Annotated in this window: 16 protein-coding genes; 9 read left to right on the top strand and 7 right to left on the bottom strand. The window is 60.6% G+C overall.

All coding sequences use genetic code 11. From position 1 onward, the window contains the following. Nucleotides 1–53 precede the first annotated feature (53 nt). From BLR20_RS20705 to tkt, 4 genes are all read right to left on the bottom strand, one after another. On the bottom strand, nt 54–284 hold the full coding sequence (locus BLR20_RS20705) for a putative periplasmic lipoprotein (RefSeq protein ID WP_010432320.1): 231 nt from the start codon (nt 282–284) through the stop codon (nt 54–56). Nucleotides 285–311: 27 nt separating this feature from the next. Then, entirely contained in the window at nt 312–1,475 is a 1,164-nt protein-coding gene (locus BLR20_RS20700; RefSeq protein ID WP_054992460.1) for a phosphoglycerate kinase, read from the bottom strand. 22 nt (nt 1,476–1,497) lie between these two features. Beyond that, the gene (gene epd / locus BLR20_RS20695) at nt 1,498–2,541 is read right to left on the bottom strand and encodes an erythrose-4-phosphate dehydrogenase (RefSeq protein ID WP_010432325.1); all 1,044 of its coding nucleotides are present in this window, start codon (nt 2,539–2,541) and stop codon (nt 1,498–1,500) included. Between the two features lie 116 nt (nt 2,542–2,657). Continuing rightward, complete coding sequence (gene tkt, locus BLR20_RS20690) at nt 2,658–4,655, bottom strand: transketolase (RefSeq protein ID WP_010432328.1); 1,998 nt, start codon at nt 4,653–4,655, stop codon at nt 2,658–2,660. A 258-nt stretch (nt 4,656–4,913) separates the two neighbouring features. Here tkt and BLR20_RS20685 point away from each other — a divergent pair, with 258 nt between their 5' ends. From BLR20_RS20685 to BLR20_RS20665, 4 genes are all read left to right on the top strand, one after another. Continuing rightward, the gene (locus tag BLR20_RS20685; RefSeq protein WP_032612363.1) at nt 4,914–5,909 is read left to right on the top strand and encodes an ArsR/SmtB family transcription factor; all 996 of its coding nucleotides are present in this window, start codon (nt 4,914–4,916) and stop codon (nt 5,907–5,909) included. A 20-nt stretch (nt 5,910–5,929) separates the two neighbouring features. Continuing rightward, the gene (gene metK, locus BLR20_RS20680) at nt 5,930–7,120 is read left to right on the top strand and encodes a methionine adenosyltransferase (RefSeq protein ID WP_003372639.1); all 1,191 of its coding nucleotides are present in this window, start codon (nt 5,930–5,932) and stop codon (nt 7,118–7,120) included. 746 nt (nt 7,121–7,866) lie between these two features. Beyond that, nucleotides 7,867–9,552 (top strand): NAD-dependent DNA ligase LigB, encoded by a 1,686-nt coding sequence (gene ligB, locus BLR20_RS20670; RefSeq protein WP_074595021.1) that lies wholly within the window; start codon nt 7,867–7,869, stop codon nt 9,550–9,552. A gap of 40 nt (nt 9,553–9,592) precedes the next feature. Continuing rightward, nucleotides 9,593–10,003, top strand: coding sequence for a DUF1090 domain-containing protein (locus BLR20_RS20665; RefSeq protein WP_032612367.1), 411 nt, complete (start codon nt 9,593–9,595; stop codon nt 10,001–10,003). Nucleotides 10,004–10,049: 46 nt separating this feature from the next. On the opposite strand, the gene BLR20_RS20660 is transcribed toward BLR20_RS20665, so the two are convergent. The 3 genes from BLR20_RS20660 to BLR20_RS20650 all read right to left on the bottom strand — a co-directional run bounded on the left by BLR20_RS20660 (nt 10,050) and on the right by BLR20_RS20650 (nt 12,628). Beyond that, nucleotides 10,050–10,451, bottom strand: a complete 402-nt coding sequence (locus BLR20_RS20660) for an MAPEG family protein (RefSeq protein ID WP_054992458.1) — start codon at nt 10,449–10,451, stop codon at nt 10,050–10,052. Nucleotides 10,452–10,565: 114 nt separating this feature from the next. Continuing rightward, entirely contained in the window at nt 10,566–11,957 is a 1,392-nt protein-coding gene (locus BLR20_RS20655) for a heavy metal sensor histidine kinase (protein WP_054992457.1), read from the bottom strand. Next, nucleotides 11,954–12,628: a heavy metal response regulator transcription factor gene (locus BLR20_RS20650; protein ID WP_003420115.1), complete on the bottom strand. Its 675-nt coding sequence runs from the start codon at nt 12,626–12,628 to the stop codon at nt 11,954–11,956. Before BLR20_RS20650 ends, BLR20_RS20655 begins: the two co-directional genes overlap by 4 nt. A 251-nt stretch (nt 12,629–12,879) precedes the next feature. On the opposite strand from BLR20_RS20650, the gene BLR20_RS20645 reads away from it, so the two are divergent. The 5 genes from BLR20_RS20645 to BLR20_RS20625 all read left to right on the top strand — a co-directional run. Next, nucleotides 12,880–14,106: a TolC family protein gene (locus BLR20_RS20645; protein WP_054992456.1), complete on the top strand. Its 1,227-nt coding sequence runs from the start codon at nt 12,880–12,882 to the stop codon at nt 14,104–14,106. Nucleotides 14,107–14,173: 67 nt separating this feature from the next. After that, complete coding sequence (locus BLR20_RS20640) at nt 14,174–15,448, top strand: efflux RND transporter periplasmic adaptor subunit (RefSeq protein ID WP_054992455.1); 1,275 nt, start codon at nt 14,174–14,176, stop codon at nt 15,446–15,448. Nucleotides 15,449–15,472: 24 nt separating this feature from the next. Further along, nucleotides 15,473–18,625, top strand: coding sequence for a CusA/CzcA family heavy metal efflux RND transporter (locus tag BLR20_RS20635; RefSeq protein WP_054992454.1), 3,153 nt, complete (start codon nt 15,473–15,475; stop codon nt 18,623–18,625). Nucleotides 18,626–18,915: 290 nt separating this feature from the next. Then, nucleotides 18,916–19,503, top strand: coding sequence for a hypothetical protein (locus tag BLR20_RS20630; RefSeq protein WP_054992453.1), 588 nt, complete (start codon nt 18,916–18,918; stop codon nt 19,501–19,503). Nucleotides 19,504–19,615: 112 nt separating this feature from the next. After that, on the top strand, nt 19,616–22,995 hold a 3,380-nt coding region (locus BLR20_RS20625), incomplete at its 3' end, for a DUF6531 domain-containing protein (protein ID WP_074595020.1).

Below are 22,995 nucleotides of genomic sequence, written 5' to 3'. Positions count from 1 at the left end.
CCTTTAAAGACCGCTGAAGCCCGTCAATGTTGCCAACGGGTTTCCGACCTGGCTCACAGACACCCTACATTGCCTGTCCGTGGCATGAATTCGTAACGATCCCACACCTCCGGACCGCCGCGCTTGTAGATCACCGGCACCGTCTCTGCCTGCCAGCCCGCCTGATAGCAGCTTAACTGGAGCGGTTGGGTCGGGGAGTCGCTCTCCACCTCTTCAGCCGCAGGCTTGCCTGCGCAACCGGCCAGCAAACCTGCGATGAGAAACCACGGTAACGCCCTGACCATTGACCACTCCTTGTCCAAGGCTTTCACTCAAGCCTTGGCGCGTTGTTCGAGCACTTCCACCGCTGGCAGAACCTTGCCTTCCACGAACTCGAGGAACGCACCGCCACCGGTCGAAATGTAGGAAATCTGTTGCGCAACACCATACTTGTCGATGGCCGCCAGCGTGTCACCACCGCCCGCGATGGAGAACGCATGGCTTTCAGCGATGGCCTTGGCCAGCGTTTTGGTGCCTTCACCGAACTGATCGAACTCAAACACGCCGACCGGACCGTTCCACAGGATAGTCCCGGAAGATTTCAATAATTCGGCGAAATGCGCAGCAGTTTGCGGGCCAATATCGAGAATCATGTCGTCATCGGCGACGTCAGCGATCAGCTTGACGGTGGCGGCAGCGCTCTCGGCGAACTCCTTGGCAACCACCACGTCCGTCGGCAATGGCACGCTGACCTTGGCGGCGATGGCGCGCGCGGTGTCGAGCAGATCAGGTTCGTACAGCGATTTGCCGACCTTGTGACCGGCTGCAGCCAGGAAGGTGTTGGCAATGCCGCCGCCGACGATCAACTGATTGCAGATGCCGCTCAGGCTGTTGAGTACGTCCAGCTTGGTGGAGACCTTGGAGCCGGCAACAATGGCAGTCATCGGCTGAGCCGGGGCGCCCAGGGCCTTGCCCAGTGCTTCGAGCTCGGCAGCCAGCAACGGACCTGCTGCGGCCACCTTGGCGAATTTGGCTACGCCGTGAGTGGAGCCCTCGGCACGGTGAGCGGTGCCAAAGGCATCCATCACGAACACGTCGCACAGCGCTGCATATTTCTGTGCCAGCTCGTCGGCGTTCTTTTTCTCGCCCTTGTTGAAGCGAACGTTCTCGAACAGGACGACATCACCCGCCTTCACGTCAACGCCTTCCAGGTAATCGGCAACCAGCGGAACGTCACGACCCAGCGCCTTGCTCAGGTAGTCGGCAACCGGCTTGAGGCTGTTCTCGGCAGAAAACTCACCCTCTGTCGGGCGGCCAAGGTGCGAGCAGACCATGACGGCCGCGCCCTTTTCCAACGCCAGCCTGATGGTCGGCAGCGAGGCAAGGATACGTGCATCACTGCTGACCACGCCGTCCTTTACCGGAACGTTGAGGTCTTCGCGGATCAGTACACGTTTACCTTGCAGATCGAGGTCGGTCATCTTCAAGACGGTCATGAGCATTCCTGTTTTTTTACTGTTATTGGTCAGCGACGCGCAGAAAGTGATCGGCGACGTCGAGCATTCGATTGGCAAAGCCCCACTCGTTGTCGAACCAGGCCAGCAGATTGACCAGCCGGGGTCCGGAAACGCGGGTCTGACTCGCATCGACAATGGCCGAATGCGGGTCATGGTTGAAATCGCAACTGGCGTGCGGCAATTCAGTGTAGGCCAGCAGCCCCTTGAGCGGGCCGCTGGTGGCGGCCTCACGCAGGATACGGTTGATCTCCACGGCATCGGTGTCTCTCGACATCTGCAACGTAATGTCCAGACACGACACATTCACGGTCGGCACGCGAACAGCTTTGGCCTGAATTCGGCCGGCAAGTTCCGGAAGCAGCCGTTCGATTCCTCGCGCCAGACCGGTGGACACCGGAATGATCGACTGGAACGCCGAGCGGGTACGGCGCAGATCCTCGTGGTGATAAGCGTCGATCACCGGTTGATCATTCATCGCCGAGTGGATGGTGGTAATGGTCATGTATTCCAGGCCGATGGCCTGATCCAGCAAGCGCAGCAGCGGCACACTGCAGTTGGTGGTACACGACGCGGCGGAGACCAGCAATTCGCGGCCGGTCAGCTTGTGCTGGTTGATGCCGAACACCACGGTGGCATCGACATCGCGCTCACTGGCCATCGGCTGGGAAAACAGGACCCGCGGCGCACCGGCGTCCAGAAAGCGCTGGCCGTCTTCGCGAGTGTTGTAGACACCGGAGCACTCAAGCACCAGATCGACTTCCAGACCGGCCCAGTCGATGCCTTCCGGCGTGGCACTGCGCAGCACCTTGATCCGGTGGTCATTGATGTGCAGGTATTGCCCTTCGACCCGCACTTCGCCGGGGAACCGGCCGTGTGTGGAGTCAAAGCGCGTGAGGTATTCGAGACTGGCCATGTCGGCCAGATCATTGATGGCAACCACTTCAAACCCGGCCTTGGCCCCCCGCTCGCACAGTGCGCGAACGACGCAACGACCAATACGGCCGTAGCCGTTCAGAGCAACTTTGTAAGGGCGGGGCTGGGGCATGAAATTTTCGCCAGGGGATGGATCTGATTGCGTAAACGATAAAACCTGTGGGAGCGAGCAAGGCGGATCGCCGCCCCGGTCGCTCCCACAAAATCAACTACCAACCATTAAGCTGATCAGTCTTCCAGCAGCTCTTCAGCAGTGCTCAGGACGTTTTCCAGCGTGAACCCGAACTCTTCGAACAGCGCCGGCGCAGGGGCCGACTCGCCGAAGGTGGTCATGCCGATCACGCGCCCTTCCAGGCCGACGTATTTGTACCAGTAGTCGGCGTGAGCCGCTTCGATGGCAATACGCGCACTGACTTGCAACGGCAGCACCGCCTGCTTGTACGCAGCATCCTGAGCTTCAAAGATGCTGGTGCATGGCATGGACACCACGCGCACGTTGCGGCCCTGCTCGGTCAGCTTGTCGTATGCTTGCACAGCCAGACCGACTTCCGAACCGGTCGCGATCAGGATCAGCTCAGGCTCGGCCGCGCAATCACGCAGTACGTAGCCGCCACGCGCGATGTAGGACAGTTGCTTCTCGTCACGCGCCTGATGAGTCAGGTTCTGACGGGAGAAGATCAGTGCCGACGGACCATCATCACGCTCGATAGCGTGTTTCCAGGCCACGGCCGACTCCACCGCATCTGCAGGACGCCAGGTATCCAGGTTTGGCGTGGTACGCAGGCTGGTCAACTGCTCGATAGGCTGGTGAGTCGGGCCGTCTTCGCCCAGACCGATGGAGTCGTGGGTGAATACGTAGATCACGCGCTTCTTCATCAACGAGGCCATACGCACCGCATTGCGAGCGTATTCCATGAAGATCAGAAAGGTTGCGCCGTAAGGCACGAAACCGCCGTGCAGGGCGATGCCATTCATCATGGCGCCCATGCCGAACTCGCGAACACCGTAATGCAGGTAGTTGCCGTTAGGGTCTTCGCCGGTGATGCTCTTGCAGCCTTTCCAGATGGTCAGGTTGGACCCGGCAAGGTCAGCCGAACCACCCAGAATTTCAGGCAGCAACGGGCCCAATGCACCCAGCGCGTTCTGGCTGGCCTTGCGGCTGGCGATGGTTTCGCCCTTGGCGTTGACTTCGGCGACATAAGCCGCTGATTTCTCGGCGAAATCAGCAGGCAGTTGCCCGCTCATGCGACGAATGAAGTCATTGGCCAGCTCCGGGAAAGCGGCGGAGTAGGCAGCAAAGCGCTGGTCCCACTCGGCTTCGGCAGCCAGGCCTTTTTCCTTCGCGTTCCACTCGGCATAGATATCAGCGGGAATTTCGAAAGGACCGTGGTTCCAGTTCAGCGCAGCACGGGTCAGGGCGATTTCGTCAGCACCCAGCGGCGCACCGTGGGACTCCTCCTTGCCCTGCTTGTTCGGCGAACCGAAGCCGATGGTGGTCTTGCAGCAGATCAGCGTCGGCTGATCGCTCTTGCGAGCGGTCTCGATAGCCGTCTTGATTTCTTCAGGGTCATGACCGTCGACATTGCGGATCACCAACCAGCCGTAGGACTCGAAACGCTTCGGCGTATCGTCGGTAAACCAGCCTTCCACTTCGCCATCGATGGAGATGCCGTTGTCATCGTAGAACGCGATCAGCTTGTTCAGCTGCAACGTACCGGCCAGCGAGGCCGCCTCGTGGGAAATACCTTCCATCATGCAGCCATCACCCATAAATACGTAGGTATGGTGATCGACGATGGAATGGCCTGGACGGTTGAACTGCGCGGCGAGCGTCTTCTCGGCAGCAGCGAAACCGACGGCGTTGGCAAAGCCCTGACCCAGCGGACCGGTGGTGGTCTCGACGCCAGGCGTGTAACCGTATTCAGGGTGACCCGGTGTACGGCTGTGCAATTGACGGAAGTTCTTCAGGTCGTCGATGGACAGGTCGTAGCCGGTCAGGTGCAGCAACGAATAGACCAGCATCGAGCCGTGGCCGTTGGACATGATGAAACGGTCACGGTCGGCGAACGAAGGGTTTGCCGGGTTGTGTTTCAGATAATCGCGCCAAAGAACCTCGGCGATATCCGCCATGCCCATGGGGGCACCCGGATGGCCGCTGTTGGCTTTTTGCACGGCATCCATGCTGAGGGCACGAATAGCGTTGGCACGCTCACGACGGCTTGGCATCGCTGATCTCCTGGGAATTAAGAAATAGGATTGAGAAAAAGAAGACCATTTTCCCTCACGGACAGGCCGGGGGCAATCACAGATAGACGACCATAGGCTTTTTTCCGGGGTTGCGGACATTATTTGCCACGCAAAGACTGGATCATCCGTCTGCACGACAAGTTCACAACCCCTGACCGGCGCCATCCATCCAGCAATATCAAAACTTTTTGATATTGCCCTTGCGACACTCCGGATCGCTCTCTAGACTGCGCAGCTATGAACCTGCGTGTACCTGCCATTCGCCACGATGCATGCGACGACCTCTCTGCATTGTGCAAGGCCGGCGGCGATCCCTTGCGGCTGAACGTGCTGCGTGTGCTGACCAACGACTCGTTCGGCGTACTGGAACTGGCGCAGATTTTCGCCATCGGCCAGTCCGGCATGAGCCATCACCTCAAGGTGCTGGCGCAGGCTGATCTGGTGGCGACACGGCGTGAAGGCAACGCGATTTTCTACCGACGTGCCCTGCCCCATACCGAATTGCCAGGTGGCAGGCTGCATGCGGCGCTGCTCGATGAAGTGGATACGCTGGACTTGCCGGACGACGTGCAGAGCCGTATCGGCCTGGTGCATCGGCAACGAGCATTGGCCAGTCAAGATTTTTTCGCCCGTACCGCAGAAAAGTTTCGCGCCCAGCAAGACCTGATCGCCGGTTTGGCGCAGTACAGCGAAAGCCTGCTGACATTGCTCGACAAACTGAGCTTCGGTGCGCAGGCAACCGCTCTGGAAGTAGGCCCCGGTGACGGTGGCTTCCTTCCTGAGCTGGCGCGACGCTTCGCTCAGGTCATCGCGATGGACAACAGCCCGGTGATGCTGGACCTGGCGCGCGGCGTCTGCGAGCGCAAGGCGCTGGCTAACGTTGAGCTGAGGCTGGCCGATGCACTGACCGACGCTAAAGTCAGTGCCGAGTGCGTCGTCCTCAACATGGTGCTGCATCATTTCGCAGTACCGGCCGAAGCCTTGAGGCAACTGGCCGAACATGTAAAACCCGGCGGTAGCCTGCTGGTAACAGAATTGTGTAGTCATGACCAGAGTTGGGCCAGGGAGGCCTGTGGCGATCTCTGGTTAGGTTTCGAGCAGGAAGACCTGGCCCGTTGGGCCATCGCTGCGGGGCTAGTTCCCGGGGAAAGCCTCTATGTAGGCTTACGTAATGGTTTCCAGATCCAGGTTCGCCATTTTCAGCGACCGGCTGGCGACACTCACCATCGGTAAAATGAAGGAAACCCGTAGAGATGAGCGAATACTCACTTTTCACCTCCGAGTCCGTGTCCGAAGGGCATCCGGACAAGATCGCCGACCAGATTTCCGACGCGGTTCTGGACGCCATCATCGCTGAAGACAAATACGCCCGTGTAGCGTGCGAAACACTGGTCAAGACCGGTGTGGCGATCATCGCTGGCGAAGTGTCGACTTCGGCCTGGGTCGATCTGGAAGACATCGTGCGTAACGTCATCCTCGACATCGGCTACAACAGCTCCGACGTCGGTTTCGACGGCGCGACCTGCGGCGTGATGAATATCATCGGCAAGCAGTCGGTAGATATCGCCCAGGGCGTTGACCGCAGCAAGCCTGAAGATCAGGGCGCTGGCGACCAGGGCCTGATGTTCGGCTATGCCAGCAACGAGACCGACGTGCTGATGCCTGCGCCGATCACCTTCTCCCACCAGCTGGTGCAGCGTCAGGCCGAAGCGCGTAAATCCGGCCTGCTGCCGTGGTTGCGCCCGGATGCAAAATCCCAGGTCACCTGCCGTTACGAAAACGGCAAGGTCGTCGGCGTCGACGCCATCGTACTGTCGACCCAGCACAACCCGGATGTGTCGTACAAGGACCTGCGCGAAGGCGTGATGGAGCTGATCGTCAAGCACGTCATCCCGGCGCACCTGCTGCACAAGGACACCCAGTTCCACATCAACCCGACCGGCAACTTCATCATCGGTGGCCCGGTAGGCGACTGCGGTCTGACCGGCCGCAAGATCATTGTCGACACCTACGGCGGCATGGCCCGTCACGGTGGCGGTGCTTTCTCCGGTAAGGACCCATCGAAGGTTGACCGTTCGGCCGCCTACGCCGGTCGTTACGTTGCCAAGAACATCGTCGCTGCCGGCCTGGCCGAGCGTTGCGAAATCCAGGTGTCCTACGCCATCGGCGTCGCTCAACCGACTTCGATCTCGCTGAACACGTTCGGCACCGGCAAGCTGTCCGATGACAAGATCATCAAGCTGGTCCGCGACAACTTCGACCTGCGTCCTTACGCAATCACCACCATGCTCGACCTGCTGCACCCGATGTACCAGGCCACTGCGGCCTATGGCCACTTCGGTCGTATCCCGGTCGAAATGACCGTTGGCGATGACACCTTCACCGCCTTCACCTGGGAAAAAACCGACCGCGCCGACGCCCTGCGCGCCGCTGCCGGCCTGTAAAAACCCAGAAAAAAGCCCCGGACGACATGGTCGTTTCGGGGCTTTTTTTCGTCTGGAGATATGGACGCTCCGAGCCGATCAAGAAAATGCGGCGCGCCGCAGGCTTGTGACGCAGAGCGTCACCCAAGGCATTCCCACGCTGGAGCGTGAGGAACGAGAGCCAGGCGGGAGAACACTATCGTGCCCAGGCTCCGCGCTCATTTTTATACACAACTCTTGCTCACGAAGGGGCAGGTGCAGTCGCGACTATCGTGCGGCGCTCTGCGTCGTATGCCTTTCTGGACGCTTCGCGTCCTCTTGACGACGCAGAGCGTCGAGAACTGCGTTCCCACGCTGGAGCGTGAGGAACGATAACCTCAACTATCGTGCCCGATGCTCTGCGCTTCTGCCCGAAGGGCGTGTGAGCTTGCTCACGAAGGGGCAGGTGCAGTCGCGACTATCGTGCGGCGCTCTGCGTCGTATGCCTTTCTGGACGCTCCGCGTCCTCTTGACGACGCAGAGCATCGAGAACTGCGTTCCCACGCTGGAGCGTGAGGAACGATAACCTCAACTATCGTGCCCGATGCTCTGCGCTTCTGCCCGAAGGGCGTGTGTGCTTGCTCACGAAGAAGCCGGTGCAGCCACTGAGCACTCTGCGTGGACATGCCGACCTGCGCAATCGCAAAATCCGGTAACCAAGCCCTACCCCTTCACCACACGACAACGACTAGCCTCATCGGGCCCATTCCTAAAGCAAGGATGCTTCGATGCTGCCCACCGTTCGCCTGATGACGTGTGCTCTTGTGTTTCTTCTACCCACCCCCGGCCATGCCAGCCAATGCCCTGACTGGCCTGCAGCCAAGGCGCGCAGCGAGGTCACCACCTTGCAACAGCAGATTGCCGCGTGGGATGACAGCTACCACGGGCAGGGCATTTCGCAAATCCCGGACGAGCTCTACGATCAGGCGCGGCAGAAGCTGAGCCTGTGGCGCTCGTGCTTTGCCGTTTCCACCCCCGAATCCAATCCGCTAAAGACAGCAGTTGGCCCGCTGCCTCATCCCGTTCCGCACACCGGCGTCAACAAGCTGGCCGACGAAGGCAGCGTCAAGGACTGGCTCAAGGGCCGCAACGATCTGTGGATACAACCCAAGGTCGATGGCGTAGCCGTCACGCTGATCTATGAAAAAGGCCAGCTTGTGCAGGCGATCAGTCGTGGTGACGGGCGCAACGGCCAGGACTGGACGTCTCAGGCGCGACTGATCAAGGCCATTCCTCAACAACTGCCCCAGAGTGAATCCCCCATACTGCAAGGCGAGCTGTACTGGCGGCTGGACGACCACATTCAGGCCGCATCCGGCAGCGTCAACGCGCGCAGCAAGGTCGCGGGGTTGCTGGCGCGGCAGACGATCAGCCCGCAACAGGCCGACGCCATCGGGGTGTTCGTCTGGGACTGGCCGAACGGGCCGGCCGATATGACGCAACGACTCGCAGGCCTGCAAGCCATTGGCTTTGAAGACAGCACGGCCTATACGCATTCACTGGAAAACTATGCCCAGGCCGCACGATGGCGCGAGCACTGGTATCGCAATCCTCTGCCGTTCGCCACAGATGGCGTGATCATGCGCCAGGGTCAACGTCCGCCTGCGCAGCGCTGGCAGGCCAGTGCGCCTTACTGGATCGTCGCCTGGAAACATCCCTACGCCCAGGCGCTCGCAGAAGTGCGCAAGGTCAACTTCAAGATCGGCCGCAGTGGCAGGATTACGCCGGTGCTGGAGCTGACCCCGGTACGCCTTGACGACCGTACCGTCAGCCGCATCAGCACGGGATCGCTGCAGCGCTGGCAGACACTGGATATCAGGCCTGGCGATCAGATCGCCGTGAGCCTGGCCGGGCTGACGATTCCACGACTCGATGGCGTGGTGTCCCGTGCTGCCGAACGAGCTGACATGATCATTCCACGAGCCGCCGACTTTCACGAGCTGAGCTGCTGGCAAGCCACACCGGGCTGTGAAAGCCAGTTCCGCGCCAGACTGGCATGGCTCAGTGGCAAGAAGGGCCTGGCACTGCCCGGCATTGGTCCGGGGACCTGGAACACGCTTATCGAGAACGGCCAAATCATGGGCTTACTCGATTGGATGACCCTGAATCATGCTGAGCTTGTTAACATTCCCGGCTTCGCTGAACGCAGTAGCGCTAAACTGCTCGACAGCCTGCACTCCGCACGCGAACGGCCGTTTCAGACATGGCTCAAGGCCATCGGACTGCCGCCTACGGGAGACGCCAGACTGCCCGACAACTGGCACGAGCTGGCTGACCGCAGCGTTGAGCAATGGCAAGCAGAGCCAGGCATCGGTCCTGGTCGTGCAGCCAGGCTCAGGGCTTTTTTTCAGGACCCACAGGTACAGGCACTGAGCCAGCAATTGCAGGCACAGGGCATTTCAGGTTTTAAGTAGCGGACGTTCATTTTTCTGTCCGTATTCAAACGGAGTTCATATGCAGTTTTTATCGCCACTGATCCTTTTCACCAGCTGCACGCTGCTCGCCACCACCGTATTCGCAGACGAACAGGCCCCAATGCCGTCCGAATGCCAGATCAAGAGTCAGGAAATCAGCAGCAAGATTCAGGATGCCAAGACCGAGGGTAACAAGGCGGAACAGGCTGACCTTGAAAAGGCACTGGCCGAGGTCAATGCCAACTGCACCGAGACGTCATTGATCAAACAGCGCAAGCAGAAGGTGCTTGATGCCAAGCAGGAAGTCAGCCGCCGTCAGACCGACCTGAACAAGGCCATGGAAAAGGGCGATCCGGAGAAGATCAACAAGCGCAAGGACAAGCTCGCCGATTCGCGCAAGGAATTGCAGGAAGCCCAGACCGAACTCGAGAAGGTCCAGCCAGACGATTGATCGGGTCGCGGCGCTGCCCATGCTCGGCAGCGTCGCAAAGCGGCTGTCAGGACGCGGCTGGGAAAGCCGATACCCCGAACAACGCGATGATCAGGCCCATACCCACCAGCCAGACAAGCGAGCGCAGTGCGGCCAGATCGGCCAGGTAGAAGATGATGTAGAGCAGGCGACTGGTGATAAACAACACCGCCAGCACATCAATGGTCACCAACTGCGCGTTACCGGCAATGTGCGCAATGATCACCGCCGCAGCAAACGCCGGGGTCACTTCAAAGCTGTTCATCTGGGCAGCATGCGCGCGGCGCGGGAACCCCTCCAGCTTGTCGAGAAAGGCACGCGGGTCATGATTATGCCCACTGCCAAATTTGCCGCTGCCGAACTTGGCGATACCGGCACACATAATCGGCAGCAAGATCGCGATCAGCACGCACCAGAAAGCAACTGTCATACGTCCATCCTTATAGGTTCAGCTTCATCGGAAGCATCCGGGCAATACCCGCTCACAAGCTATGAGCCGGGGGTCAGCGAAAGGTTCTTGAAGAACGACCACCAACCTGACGCATTACACCAGTTTAGGAAAGATCAGACTGAATGTGGTGAATTGGCCTGGCTCGCTCTGCACCGTGACCTGCCCTTCATGCAGGCTCATGATGGAACGCACAATCGCCAGCCCTAGCCCGGTCCCGCCCTGCTGTCGCGCGCGGCTCACATGCACCCGATAGAAACGATCGAACAGGCGCGGCAGATGTTCGGCATCAATGCCATCCCCCGCATTGCGCACCGCCAGTGACACTTCATCCTCATGCGTAGCAAGCGTAAGGGTAATGACGCTGCCGGACAGACCATGACGAATGGCATTGGACAGCAGATTGGAAATAGCTCGCTGAATCATCAGCCGGTCACCGGTCGCCACGGCGTGCCCCTGAACCTGCAGGGTGATGTCGCGATCCTCAGCCGAGGAGGAAAACAGTTCGGCGACCTTGTCTGCCTCCTCACGCAGATCGATGATCTCGACCGGCAGCGGCGCTGCGGGCTGGCTGACGCTGGCCAGAAACAGCATCTGACTGATCATGCGCGACATGCGCTCCAGCTCTTCGGTACAGGACTCCAGCGCCTGCTTGTACTCCTCCGGCGGGCGCGGTCTGGACAGCGTGACCTGCGCCCTGCCCATCAGGTTGTTCATCGGCGAGCGCAACTCATGCGCGAGGTCGTCCGAGAACTGCGCCAGTTGCTGCACATCACCGTCCAGCCTGTGCAGCATGAAGTTGACGGCATGTGCCAGGTCGCGCAACTCGTCAGGCAGGCCCTTCACTTTCATGCGATGAGACAGGTCGCGGGCCGAGATCAGCGCGGTGACTTTTCTGAACGCCCCCAGCGGCCTGAGCCCGCGACGCACCACCCACCAGACACCAAAGCCGACCAGCAGCAGAATCACCGGCAAGGCCAGGCAGGTCGATCTGACGTAAGCGTGCAGCAGAACGGTGTCGCTTTCCCTGTCCATGGACAGTCTGACCAGCACGTCCTGACCGGTCTTGAGGCGCACGGTCCTGTAACCCAGCAGAATCTTGTGACCCTGGGCGGATCTCAGTTCCTGAAAGCCTTGCGGCAGCGCTTCGGTATCGGGAACCGGCAGACTTCGTCCCTCTTGGTTACCGACGCTCATCAACTCTTGCCGAGGGTTGCCCACGTCGAGAATGGTCAGCGAGAAGCTGTCATGCCCGACAATCTGGTCACGCAGCGTGTGGGGGTACTGGACGATGTCGGCGACGCCCAGAAACCCCTCGCTCATGCTGTGTTCGATCTGCCTGAACTTCTCGCTCAACGCGTCTTCGGCACGTATATCGAGCTGACGGGAAATCGCTGCATAGGCGAGCATTTCCATCAACAGCACCAGACACCCGATGAGCGCCGCGACCGTCAATCCGAGACGGGTCGAGAGACGGGTCAGCTTCATTCACGCACTTCCAGTACGTAACCGACGCCACGCAGGGTGTGAATCAGCTTGGTCTCGAACGGATCGTCGATCTTCGCGCGCAGACGGCGGATCGACACCTCCACCACATTGGTGTCGCAATCGAAGTTCATGTCCCAGACCAGAGAGATGATCTGGGTGCGCGACATGACTTCGCCGCTGTGCCGCATCAACAGGTGCAGCAGCGCGAACTCCTTGGTCGTCAGGTCGATGCGCTGACTGCCACGGAAGGCTCTGTGGCGACCCTGATCCAGCTCCAGATCGCCGACCTGCAAGACCTTGGAAGTGCTGGTCTGCTCGCTGCGGCGCATCAGCGTGCGGACCCGTGCCAGCAGCTCGGGAAACTCGAACGGCTTGACCAGATAGTCATCGGCGCCCATTTCCAGGCCCTTGACCTTCTCTTCGAGACGCCCTCGTGCAGTGACCATCATGATGCGCGTACTGACGGTCTTCCTCAGGCGACTCAACACCTCCCAGCCGTCCATCTCCGGCAGGTTCACGTCCAGTATCACCACATCGTAAGCCTGATGCTGCGCGAGATAGAGCCCATCGAGACCGGTTGCAGCGATATCGACGATATAGCCGCTTTCGGTCAGACCCTGATGCATGTATTCGGCAGTTTTCGGCTCGTCCTCGACGACAAGGATTCGCATAACCAGGCTTCCTGTTTGATGAACGGTGGATGACGATGCCGTGCAGTGTACTGAAAAGAAACGCCCATCCCGCTGGATAACAAAATCGTAATTTTGCAGCAATCCCTCTGATAACTCCGGTTGCATACAGTCCCCCCAGCCAACTTCAGCGCCCTGGTGCCTGTTTGTTTTTTGCTTTCGATGGGGTGAGTCATGCGACTGGAGAATAACGTGCGCGCTCAGCGTACAGATCGATCGGCAGGGAGTGTGCTATGAGAGTCGCCGCACTTTGCCTGGTGTTGTTACCGTTTGTTGCCCCTGGCATTGCCGCAGCCCAGGGCATCAGCCTGGCTCAGGCACTGGAGGCAGCCTTCGCCCGTAACCCGGAACTTGCCGCAGCACAGTGGGAGATCGGCGTCGCCGAGGGTGATCGACAGCAGGCCGGGCTGATTCCCAACCCGACAGTGTCATGGGAAGTGGAAGACACCCGCCGCGACACCAGCACCACCACCGTGATGCTCAGCCAGGCACTGGAACTGGGCGGCAAGCGCGGTGCGCGTATCGAGGCCGCCAGCAAGGGGCAGGACGCTGCGCGTCTGGAGCTGGAGCGTCGCGGCAACGAGCTGCGTGCCGAGGTGGTTCAGGCGTTCTACGCAGCGGCGCGGGCACAGGCTGGCCTGGAGCTGGCGCGCCAATCCAGAACACTGGCCGAGCGCGGTCTTGAGGTTGCCGAAGGGCGAGTCCGGGCGGGTAAGGTATCGCCGGTGGAAGCCACACGCGCCCAGGTGCAGCTGGCCGAAACCGACCTGCTGGTACGCCGCGCCGAGACCCTGAAAATCAACAGCAACCGCGAGCTGGCGCGCACTACCGGTTCGCCGCTCGCCTCTTTCGAGCGTCTGGACTACAGCGACCTGTCGCCGGGCAAGCTGCCACCGAGCGCAAAGTTACTGACCGCCCTCAATCAGTCCGCCGAGCTGCGCCTGGCCCAAACCCAGATCGAACAGCGCGAAGCCGCGCTGGGGTCGGAGCGCGCCAAGCGCGTCCCTGACCTGACCGTCAGCGTCGGCAGCCAGTACAGCCGCGAAGAGCGCGAGCGGGTCAACGTCGTGGGCCTGTCGATGCCACTCCCGTTGTTTGATCGAAACCAGGGCAACGTGCTCGCGGCCTCACGCCGTGCGGACCAGTCGCGCGACCTGCGCAACGCCGTCGAACTGAAGCTGCGTACCCAGACGCAGTCCGCCCTCGATCAATGGAACACCGCCGCACAGGAAGTCGAGTCCTTCGACCGCGTGATCCTGCCTGCCGCGCAACGTGCCGTCGACACGGCAACGCGCGGTTTCGAGATGGGCAAGTTCGGTTTTCTGGAAGTGCTGGACGCGCAACGAACGCTGATTTCGGCGCGCAGCCAGTACCTCGAATCGCTGGCCACCGCCACCGACGCCAGAGTCGCCATCGAGCGAATCCACGGTGATCTCAACCGCTTCAGCCTCAACCCCTGACGTTTCTTTTCCGCCTGTATCGAGCGTATCGAAAGGTGCTGCACGCACCTGATCGCCGGGAGCCTTCATGAACAACAAACGAAGCATTGCCATCGCGCTGGCGGTGGTGGTCATCATTGGTCTGGGCAGTCTGACCCTGAACCCGCAGATGTTGCCGTTCGCAGCCGGACCCGAGCCGTCAGCCGATGAGCACGCGCATGAATCCGAGCAGGGCCATGCCGAGGGGCCAGATCACGCCGACGAGCAGGGTCATGGCAACGAGGCGAAAAAAACGGACGCTGCAGCCTCCGAGTCTTCCCATGAAGAAGAGGAAGAAGGACACATCGAGCTGACTGCCGAGCAGATCAAGGCAGCAGGCATTGAACTGGCCAGCGCCGAACCCCGGCAGATGAGCACAACAGTGACCTTCCCTGGTGAAATCCGCTTCGATGAAGACCGCACTGCGCATGTCGTGCCGCGGGTCAGCGGCGTGGTCGAAGCGGTGAAGGTCGATCTGGGTCAGTCGGTGAAAAAGGGCCAGGTGCTGGCAGTGATTGCCAGCCAGCAGATTTCCGATCAACGCAGCGAATTGAACGCCGCACAACGACGTCAGGAACTGGCGCGCCTGACCTTGCAACGCGAAAAGAAACTCTGGGAAGACAGGATCTCGGCCGAGCAGGATTACTTGCAGGCGCGTCAGGACTTTCAGGAGGCCGACATCAACCTGGCCAACGCCCGGCAGAAGATCAGCGCCATTGGTGCCAGCACCAATCCTTCGGCGGGAAGCCGCTACGAGCTGATCGCGCCGTTTGATGCCGTGGTCGTGGAGAAGCACCTGGGCATCGGCGAGATGGTCAACGAGGCGAGCAACGCCTTCACGCTGTCCGACCTGTCGCGTGTCTGGGCCACCTTCGGTGTAGCGCCCAGGGATCTGGACAAGGTGGTGGTCGGTCGTCCGGTCATCGTCAGTGCGCCCGACCTGAATGCCCGGGTCGAAGGGCGAGTCGGCTATGTCGGCAGCCTGCTGGGCGAGCAGACCCGCGCTGCGGCCGTGCGCGTGACACTGGCCAACCCGCAGGGTGCGTGGCGGCCCGGCCTGTTCGTGTCGGTGGAAGTCGCCGCCGAGCAGTCCAGTGTTGCGGTCAGTCTTCCTGAATCGGCGATCCAGTCGGTTGAGGACAAGCCCTCGGTTTTCGTGCGCAACGCCGAAGGGTTTCAACTGACTCCAGTGACACTTGGCCGCCGCGATGGTGGTCACGTGGAAATCGTCAAGGGCCTGGCGGCCGGCACACAAGTGGCCACCGCCGGCAGTTTCATCCTCAAGTCGGAGCTGGGCAAAGGCTCCGCCGAGCACGCCCATTGATCTGCGCCCCACGAGTACACCCACATGTTTGAACGGTTGATTCAATTCGCGATTGAACAGCGCATCGTCGTGATGCTTGCTGTGCTGCTCATGGCTGGGCTGGGCATCGCCAGCTACCAGAAACTGCCCATCGATGCGGTCCCTGACATCACCAACGTACAGGTGCAGATCAACACGTCTGCGCCCGGCTTCTCGCCGCTGGAAACCGAGCAGCGCATCACCTTCGCCATCGAGACCAACATGGCAGGGCTGCCAGGCCTGCAACAGACGCGCTCGCTGTCGCGCTCGGGCCTGTCCCAGGTCACGGTGATTTTCGAGGACGGCACTGACCTGTTCTTCGCCCGCCAACTGGTAAACGAGCGCCTGCAGATCGCCAAGGACCAGTTGCCGGAAGGCGTTGATGCGATGATGGGGCCAATCTCCACCGGCCTCGGCGAGATCTTCCTGTGGACAGTCGAGGCCCGCGAGGGCGCGCTGAAGGAGGACGGCACGCCATACACGCCGACCGACCTGCGGGTGATTCAGGACTGGATCATCAAGCCGCAACTGCGCAACGTGCCAGGCGTGGCCGAGATCAACACCATCGGCGGTTTCGCCAGGCAGTATCAGATTGCGCCTGACCCGAAGAAGCTGGCGGCCTACAAGCTGACGCTGAACGATCTGGTGGCAGCGCTGGAGCGCAACAACGCCAACGTCGGCGCAGGCTATATAGAACGCGGCGGCGAGCAGTTACTGATTCGCGCACCGGGTCAGTTGGGCACCGTAGACGACATCGCCAACATCGTCATTGCCAATGTGCAGGGCACGCCGATCAGGATCAGCAGCGTGGCCGAGGTCGGCATCGGCAAGGAAATGCGCTCCGGCGCAGCCACCGAAAACGGTCGTGAAGTGGTGCTCGGAACAGTTTTCATGCTGATCGGTGAAAACAGCCGGACGGTCTCGCAGGCGGTGGCTGCCAAACTCGCCGAGATCAACCGCACATTGCCGCAGGGCGTGGAAGCCGTAACGGTTTATGACCGCACCACGCTGGTGGAAAAAGCCATCGCGACGGTCAAGAAGAACCTGATCGAAGGCGCGATTCTGGTCATCGTGATTCTGTTTCTGTTCCTCGGCAATATTCGTGCTGCGCTGATCACCGCCATGGTGATTCCGCTGGCCATGCTGTTCACCTTCACCGGCATGTTCACCAACAAGGTCAGCGCCAACCTGATGAGCCTGGGTGCGCTGGACTTCGGCATCATTGTCGATGGTGCGGTGGTGATCGTCGAAAACGCGATCCGCAGGCTGGCGCATGCCCAGCAAAAGCATGGCCGCATGCTGACCCGCAGCGAGCGTTTCCACGAGGTCTTCGCCGCCGCCAGAGAAGCGCGTCGGCCGCTGATCTTTGGTCAGTTGATCATCATGGTCGTGTACCTGCCGATCTTCGCCCTCACCGGTGTGGAAGGCAAAATGTTCCACCCCATGGCCTTCACCGTGGTCATCGCTCTGCTCGGCGCCATGATTCTTTCGGTGACCTTCGTACCTGCCGCCATCGCCATGTTCGTGACCGGCAAGGTCAAGGAAGAAGAAGGCTTGGTGATGCGCACCGCCCGCCAGCGCTACGCGCCGATCCTGAGCTGGGTACTGGGGCATCGCTCGATAGCGTTCGGCATGGCCTTCTTACTGATCGTGCTGTCCGGCTTCACCGCCAGCCGCATGGGCAGCGAGTTCATCCCGAGCCTGAGCGAAGGCGACTTCGCCCTGCAGGCGCTGCGAGTGCCCGGGACCAGCCTGACCCAGTCGGTGGACATGCAGCAGCGTCTGGAAAAAGCCATCATCGACAAGGTCCCGGAAGTGCAGCGCGTGTTCGCCCGCACAGGCACCGCCGAGATCGCCGCCGACCCGATGCCGCCCAACATCTCCGACAGCTACGTAATGCTCAAGCCGCAAAGCGAATGGCCTGACCCGGACAAGTCCCGTGAAACGCTGATCGCCGACCTGCAAAAGGCCGCCGCCAGTGTGCCAGGCAGCAACTACGAACTGTCCCAGCCGATCCAGTTGCGCTTCAACGAACTGGTTTCCGGAGTGCGCAGCGACGTCGCGGTAAAGGTCTTCGGCGACGACATGAACGTGCTGAACCAGACCGCCGCAAAAATCGCCGCCACGCTTCAGAAGGTACCGGGCGCATCAGAAGTCAAAGTCGAGCAGACAACCGGCCTGCCGGTGCTGACCATCAACATCGATCGCGACAAGGCCGCGCGCTATGGCCTCAACGTAGCCGACGTGCAGGACGCCATCGCCATTGCGCTGGGCGGTCGTCAGGCGGGCACGCTGTATGAGGGCGACCGCCGATTCGACATGGTGGTGCGCCTCTCCGAGCAACTGCGAACCGATGTGGACGGGCTTTCCAGCCTGCTCATTCCGGTGCCTGCAAGCGCTGGCAACCAGCAGATCAGCTTCATCGCCCTGTCCCAGGTCGCCAGCCTCGACCTGGTGCTGGGCCCGAACCAGATCAGTCGCGAGAACGGCAAGCGTGTGGTCATCGTCAGCGCCAACGTGCGCGGCCGCGACCTCGGCTCGTTTGTCGAAGAAGCGGGCACCACCATCGACAACGGCGTGCAGATCCCGGCCGGCTACTGGACCAGTTGGGGCGGGCAATTCGAACAACTGCAATCGGCCGCCAAACGTCTGCAGATCGTCGTGCCGGTGGCGCTGCTGCTGGTACTGGCGCTGCTGTTCATGATGTTCAACAACCTCAAGGACGGCCTGCTGGTCTTCACCGGCATCCCGTTCGCCCTGACCGGCGGCGTCATGGCCCTGTGGCTGCGCGACATTCCGCTGTCGATCTCCGCAGGCGTGGGCTTCATCGCCCTGTCGGGTGTAGCGGTGCTGAACGGTCTGGTGATGATCGCCTTCATCCGCAGCCTGCGCGAACAAGGCCACTCGCTGCACGACGCCATCAACGAAGGCGCCCTCACCCGCCTGCGCCCGGTGCTGATGACTGCACTGGTCGCATCGCTGGGCTTCATCCCCATGGCCCTCGCCACCGGCACCGGCGCCGAAGTGCAGCGACCGCTGGCGACCGTGGTGATTGGCGGGATTCTGTCGTCGACAGCACTGACGTTGCTGGTGTTGCCGGCGTTGTATCAGTGGGCGCATCGGCGGGAGGATGAGGAGGCGGTTGAGGCGTTGAAATAGGCTTCAAAGCAACCGCTCAAGCTCCAGAAAGCCCGGCACGGGGCCTTCTGGAGCTTTGCCCTGCCCACACTGAACTTTCATTTGGGAAAAGGTCAAACGATTCAGCCTTCGACAGTAGACTGTGTCCGTAGCCTTCTTCACACAGGGCTTTCAGACATTTCCAGGCGAGCGGGTAACCGCAGGACATATAAAACCCCCGCGCAAGTGCTTATCGTCAACTTGCAAATGGCAGCCACTGGGGCCGCCCTGCATAAGGACATGTAGATGTTGACGAACAAGGTTCCGGCCATATGACGCGCACCAGTCTCTACGACCGCATCTCCGAGCGCCGAATGGCTGACGAAGCCCTGGCGCGTGAGGCAGCCGAACGTGCTGCCGCGCAGCAGGCACTTGAACGTGTCCAAGCGCTCATCCCTATTCCAAAGCCGTTGCTCGACGCGCCCTGCAGTTTCAATTTCGGCGGGTTCCACTTCGGCTTTCCGGAAGGTTTCCAGTGCAACGCGATCGAAGCCACCGTTCAAGTGGGCGGAGAGCCTGTCGTCGTCTCCATTCAGCGTCGCGATATGCCTGAAAAGGCAACGCTCGCAGAAGCATTCGCCGAAGCCGTCAAGGCGCTGCAGCCACTGCATGGCGAAGTCCAGATCATTCGCCACTATGAAACGCTGTTGGCGGGTAATGCAGCGCTCGCGCTGGATTTTCATTTTCGCGTAGGCCTCGAAGAACGGCATGGACGCCTTATCGGTGCCATCGTGCCGTGTGCTGATCACAACGAACGCCAATGGTTGAGCGTGGGCTGCGTGATTGATTCCGAAAAGCCCGCGCTGAAAACCTGGTTGCTGGATTTCGACAGCATGCTTGAAGGCCTGACCGCCCCCTGAACTCTATTTCATCGCTGACAGGACACGCTTTAATGGACTATCCGTTGCAGAACATCAGCGTCACTCCAGGTGATCGCACCTCAATTACTCGCAGCCCGCAGGAGTAACGGCGATGTTCGAGGCAGCGCGGTTACTGGATGAGATCGAACACACCGGAGCGATGGCAGGCTTTGTGCTCGGGGCGATCGTGGGCATCGCGGCAGTGGCGTATGTCTCGCTCACCGTCGCCACGTGCGGGTTCGGCGGTTTTTTACTGGCCATGGCTGTCGGCCTGGCCGGTAATGCCATTGCCAGTATCGGGGAGAGTATCGGCAGCGCCTTCAGCTCTCCGGCGGGGCAGATCGAATCTGCCTCGCCCAACGTGTTCATCAATGGCCGCCCCGCTGCCTTTGCCATCGAAAGCACCGCCGTGTGTGACAAGCACTCGCCGATCGTCAAGGTGGCCGAAGGCTCCAGCAACGTCTTCATCAACGGTCAGCCCGCCGCGCGCAAGGGCGACAAGCTGACCTGCGGAGCGAAGATCGGCACCGGCTCGCCCAACGTCTTCATCGGCGGCGGTACCCAACGCTACCTGCCGGTGGATGACGAGGTGTCGGCGATGGCCCGCTACACCGTGGACATTCTGTTGGTCGTGGCCGGCGGCGCCAAGGCCGTGCTCAGCATTGCCAAGCTGGGCATGCAGGCTGGCCTGAAAGCGGCAGGCCCTTGCGCGCTGCAGTTCATGGGCGGTGTCTTTCTCGGGGACGCCATTTTTCGCTTCGGCGTCGCCCCCGTGGCCGAAAAAGTGCTGGGCGGCCTGCACGGCAACCCGGTCGACACCACCACCGGACGCAAACTACTGATCGACGAGTCCGATTTCAGCCTGCCCGGCCTGATGCCGATCGAGTGGACACGCTTCTACGCCAGCGACCTTGATGTCGACAGCGCGCTGGGCAAGGGCTGGGTGTTGCCTTGGGAGCAAAGCCTGAGGCGCAAGGGCAGCTTTCTGTACCTCAGCGACAATCAGGGCCGCAGCGTGCCGTTCGTGACACTGGACTACAACCAGCGCATCTACAACGCACAGGAACAGCTGTATCTGGTGCGTACCGAAGGCGGTCATTACCTGCTGCAAACGCTGGATAATGTCTTTTACTACTTTGGTGAAGTCCCCGACGACAACCAGCCTGTTCCCCTGCAACGCGTCGAAAACGCCCTCGGTCATTTTCTGCATTTCGTACGCAGCGAAGACGGTGTTCTGACCGACATCTGCTCCACCGGCGGGCATCGTGTGCACCTGCACTACGACGAGGTGACCAACCGCCTGAGCACCGTCAAGCGTATCGTCGGCGACAAGGCCGTCGAGACGCTGGTGCGCTATGGCTACGACAACAATGGCCAGTTGAACAGTGTGTACAACCGCAATGGCGACTCGGTGCGTAACTTCAGCTACACCGATGGCCTGATGACCCGCCACGCCAATGCGCTGGGGCTCAGTTGCGAATACCGCTGGGAGGTTCTTGACGGCAAGCCGCGCGTGGTCGAACACTGGACCAGCGACGGCGAGCAGTTTCATTTCGATTATGATTTCGAGGCGCGCCAGACGCGCGTAACCGATGTGTTGGGGCGTCGTGCCGAGGTGACCTACAACAAGGACCGTCGCGTCATCGCCAGCACTGATTTCGGCGGTGAGCAGTACCGTATCGCGCTGGACAACACCGGCAATATCACCGGCCTGACGCTGCCCGATGGCAACCAGCTGGGCTTCGAGTACGACGACCTGTCACGCCTGACCGCAGAAACCGACCCGCTGGGCCGAACCACGCGCTATCAGCATCACTACAAGACCACACTGGTCAAACAGATCACTTACCCTGACGGCGCCGTCTGGACGGCCCGCTACGATTCGAAAGGCAATCTGGTTGCCGAGATCGATGCGCTGGGTCAAAAGACCGAATACCTCAACAGCGAAGATGGCCTGCCGCACACCATCATCGATGCGACCTACAAATCCAAATACCTGTGGTGGAACAACCTGGCGCAGGTCGAGCGCTTCCAGGACTGCTCGGGCAAGAGCACCTGGTACCGTTACGACGAACGCGATCAACTGGTCGCCGTCACTGATGCCCTGAACAACACCACCACACTGGAACGCAAACCCGGTGGCGAAGTGCTGAGCATCAACCATCCGGACGGCACCCGCGAGAGCTTCACCTACAACGCCCACGGCCAGGTGCTCACGCACACCAACGGCAAAGACCAGACCACCCATCTGGCACGCAACGCCCGTGGCCTGCCGATCAGACGCCAAGACCCCAAGGGTTTTATCGTGGGCTACCAGTACGACAAGGCCCTGCGCCTTGCCGCGCTAATCAATGAAAACGACGCCACCTACACGTTCGCCTACGACGACTCCGACCGGCTGATCGAAGAAAAGCGCATCGACCAACTGACCCGCCGTTTCAGCTACAACCTCGGCGGACATCTGACTCAGGTCGAGGAAATCGGCTACAGCGAGAAAGGTGAGCGACCACAGCGCAGCACGCATTTCGAGCGCGACCCGATCGGCCGCTTGCTGGCCAGACTCAACGACGACGCCCGTCAGGATTTCACCTACGACGACAGCGACCGCCTGCTGTCCATTCAGCGCACACCCACTGACGGCGGCAGAAAACTCGGTGTCACGGCTGAAAAACTGGAATTCGCCTACGATATTCTGGGCCGACTGACCCAAGAGACTTCGCCCCAGGGCGCCCTGACCTACGACTACGATCCACTCAGCAACCTGACCACGCTGACCCTTCCCACCGGTCAGCACCTGAACCACCTGTATTACGGCAGCGGTCACCTGCACCAGTTGAACCTGGATGGCCAACTGATCAGCGACATGGAGCGCGATGACCTGCACCGCGAGATCTATCGCACGCAGGGCAAACTCACCAGTTGCTTCGGCTATGACGCACTGGGGCGCAAGACCTGGCAGTACGCAACCACCCTGCCCGCGGAAAAACTGTCACAGATCCAGAACCCGCTCATAAAGCCAGAGCGCTACGTCGAGCACGCCTACAACCCGCTCCACCGCCGCTACGAATACGACCCGGCCGGCGAACTGAGCCGCACCCTCGACAAACTGCGTGGCGAAGTCACCTACGAATACGAAGCCAACGGCCGCCTGCTTGAACACAACCCCGAAAAACGCTTCGACGGTGAAGAGTTCCGCTACGACGCTGCCGGCAACCGCCTGAACTTCAACACCAGCTGCTTCGACCGCGTCAAAGACAACCGCCTCAAAAAGTGGAGCAACCACGAATACAAGTACGACGCGTGGGGCAACCTGGTCGAGAAAATCGTCGGCATCGTGCGTTGGCAAACCTTCACCTACGACTGCGAAAACCGCCTGGTCAAAACCGAGACCATGGCCAACAGTCAGGTGGAAAGCACCAGCAGCTACCAGTACGACAGCCTGGGCAGGCGCGTTGGCAAACAGTGGGACATAAAGGGCCAGACCGACCAGAA

The organism is Pseudomonas congelans, from assembly GCF_900103225.1.
Classification (GTDB): domain Bacteria; phylum Pseudomonadota; class Gammaproteobacteria; order Pseudomonadales; family Pseudomonadaceae; genus Aquipseudomonas; species Aquipseudomonas congelans.
Note: the sequence above shows the minus strand (reverse complement) of the source record. Positions and strands in the feature narration are given on the sequence as shown.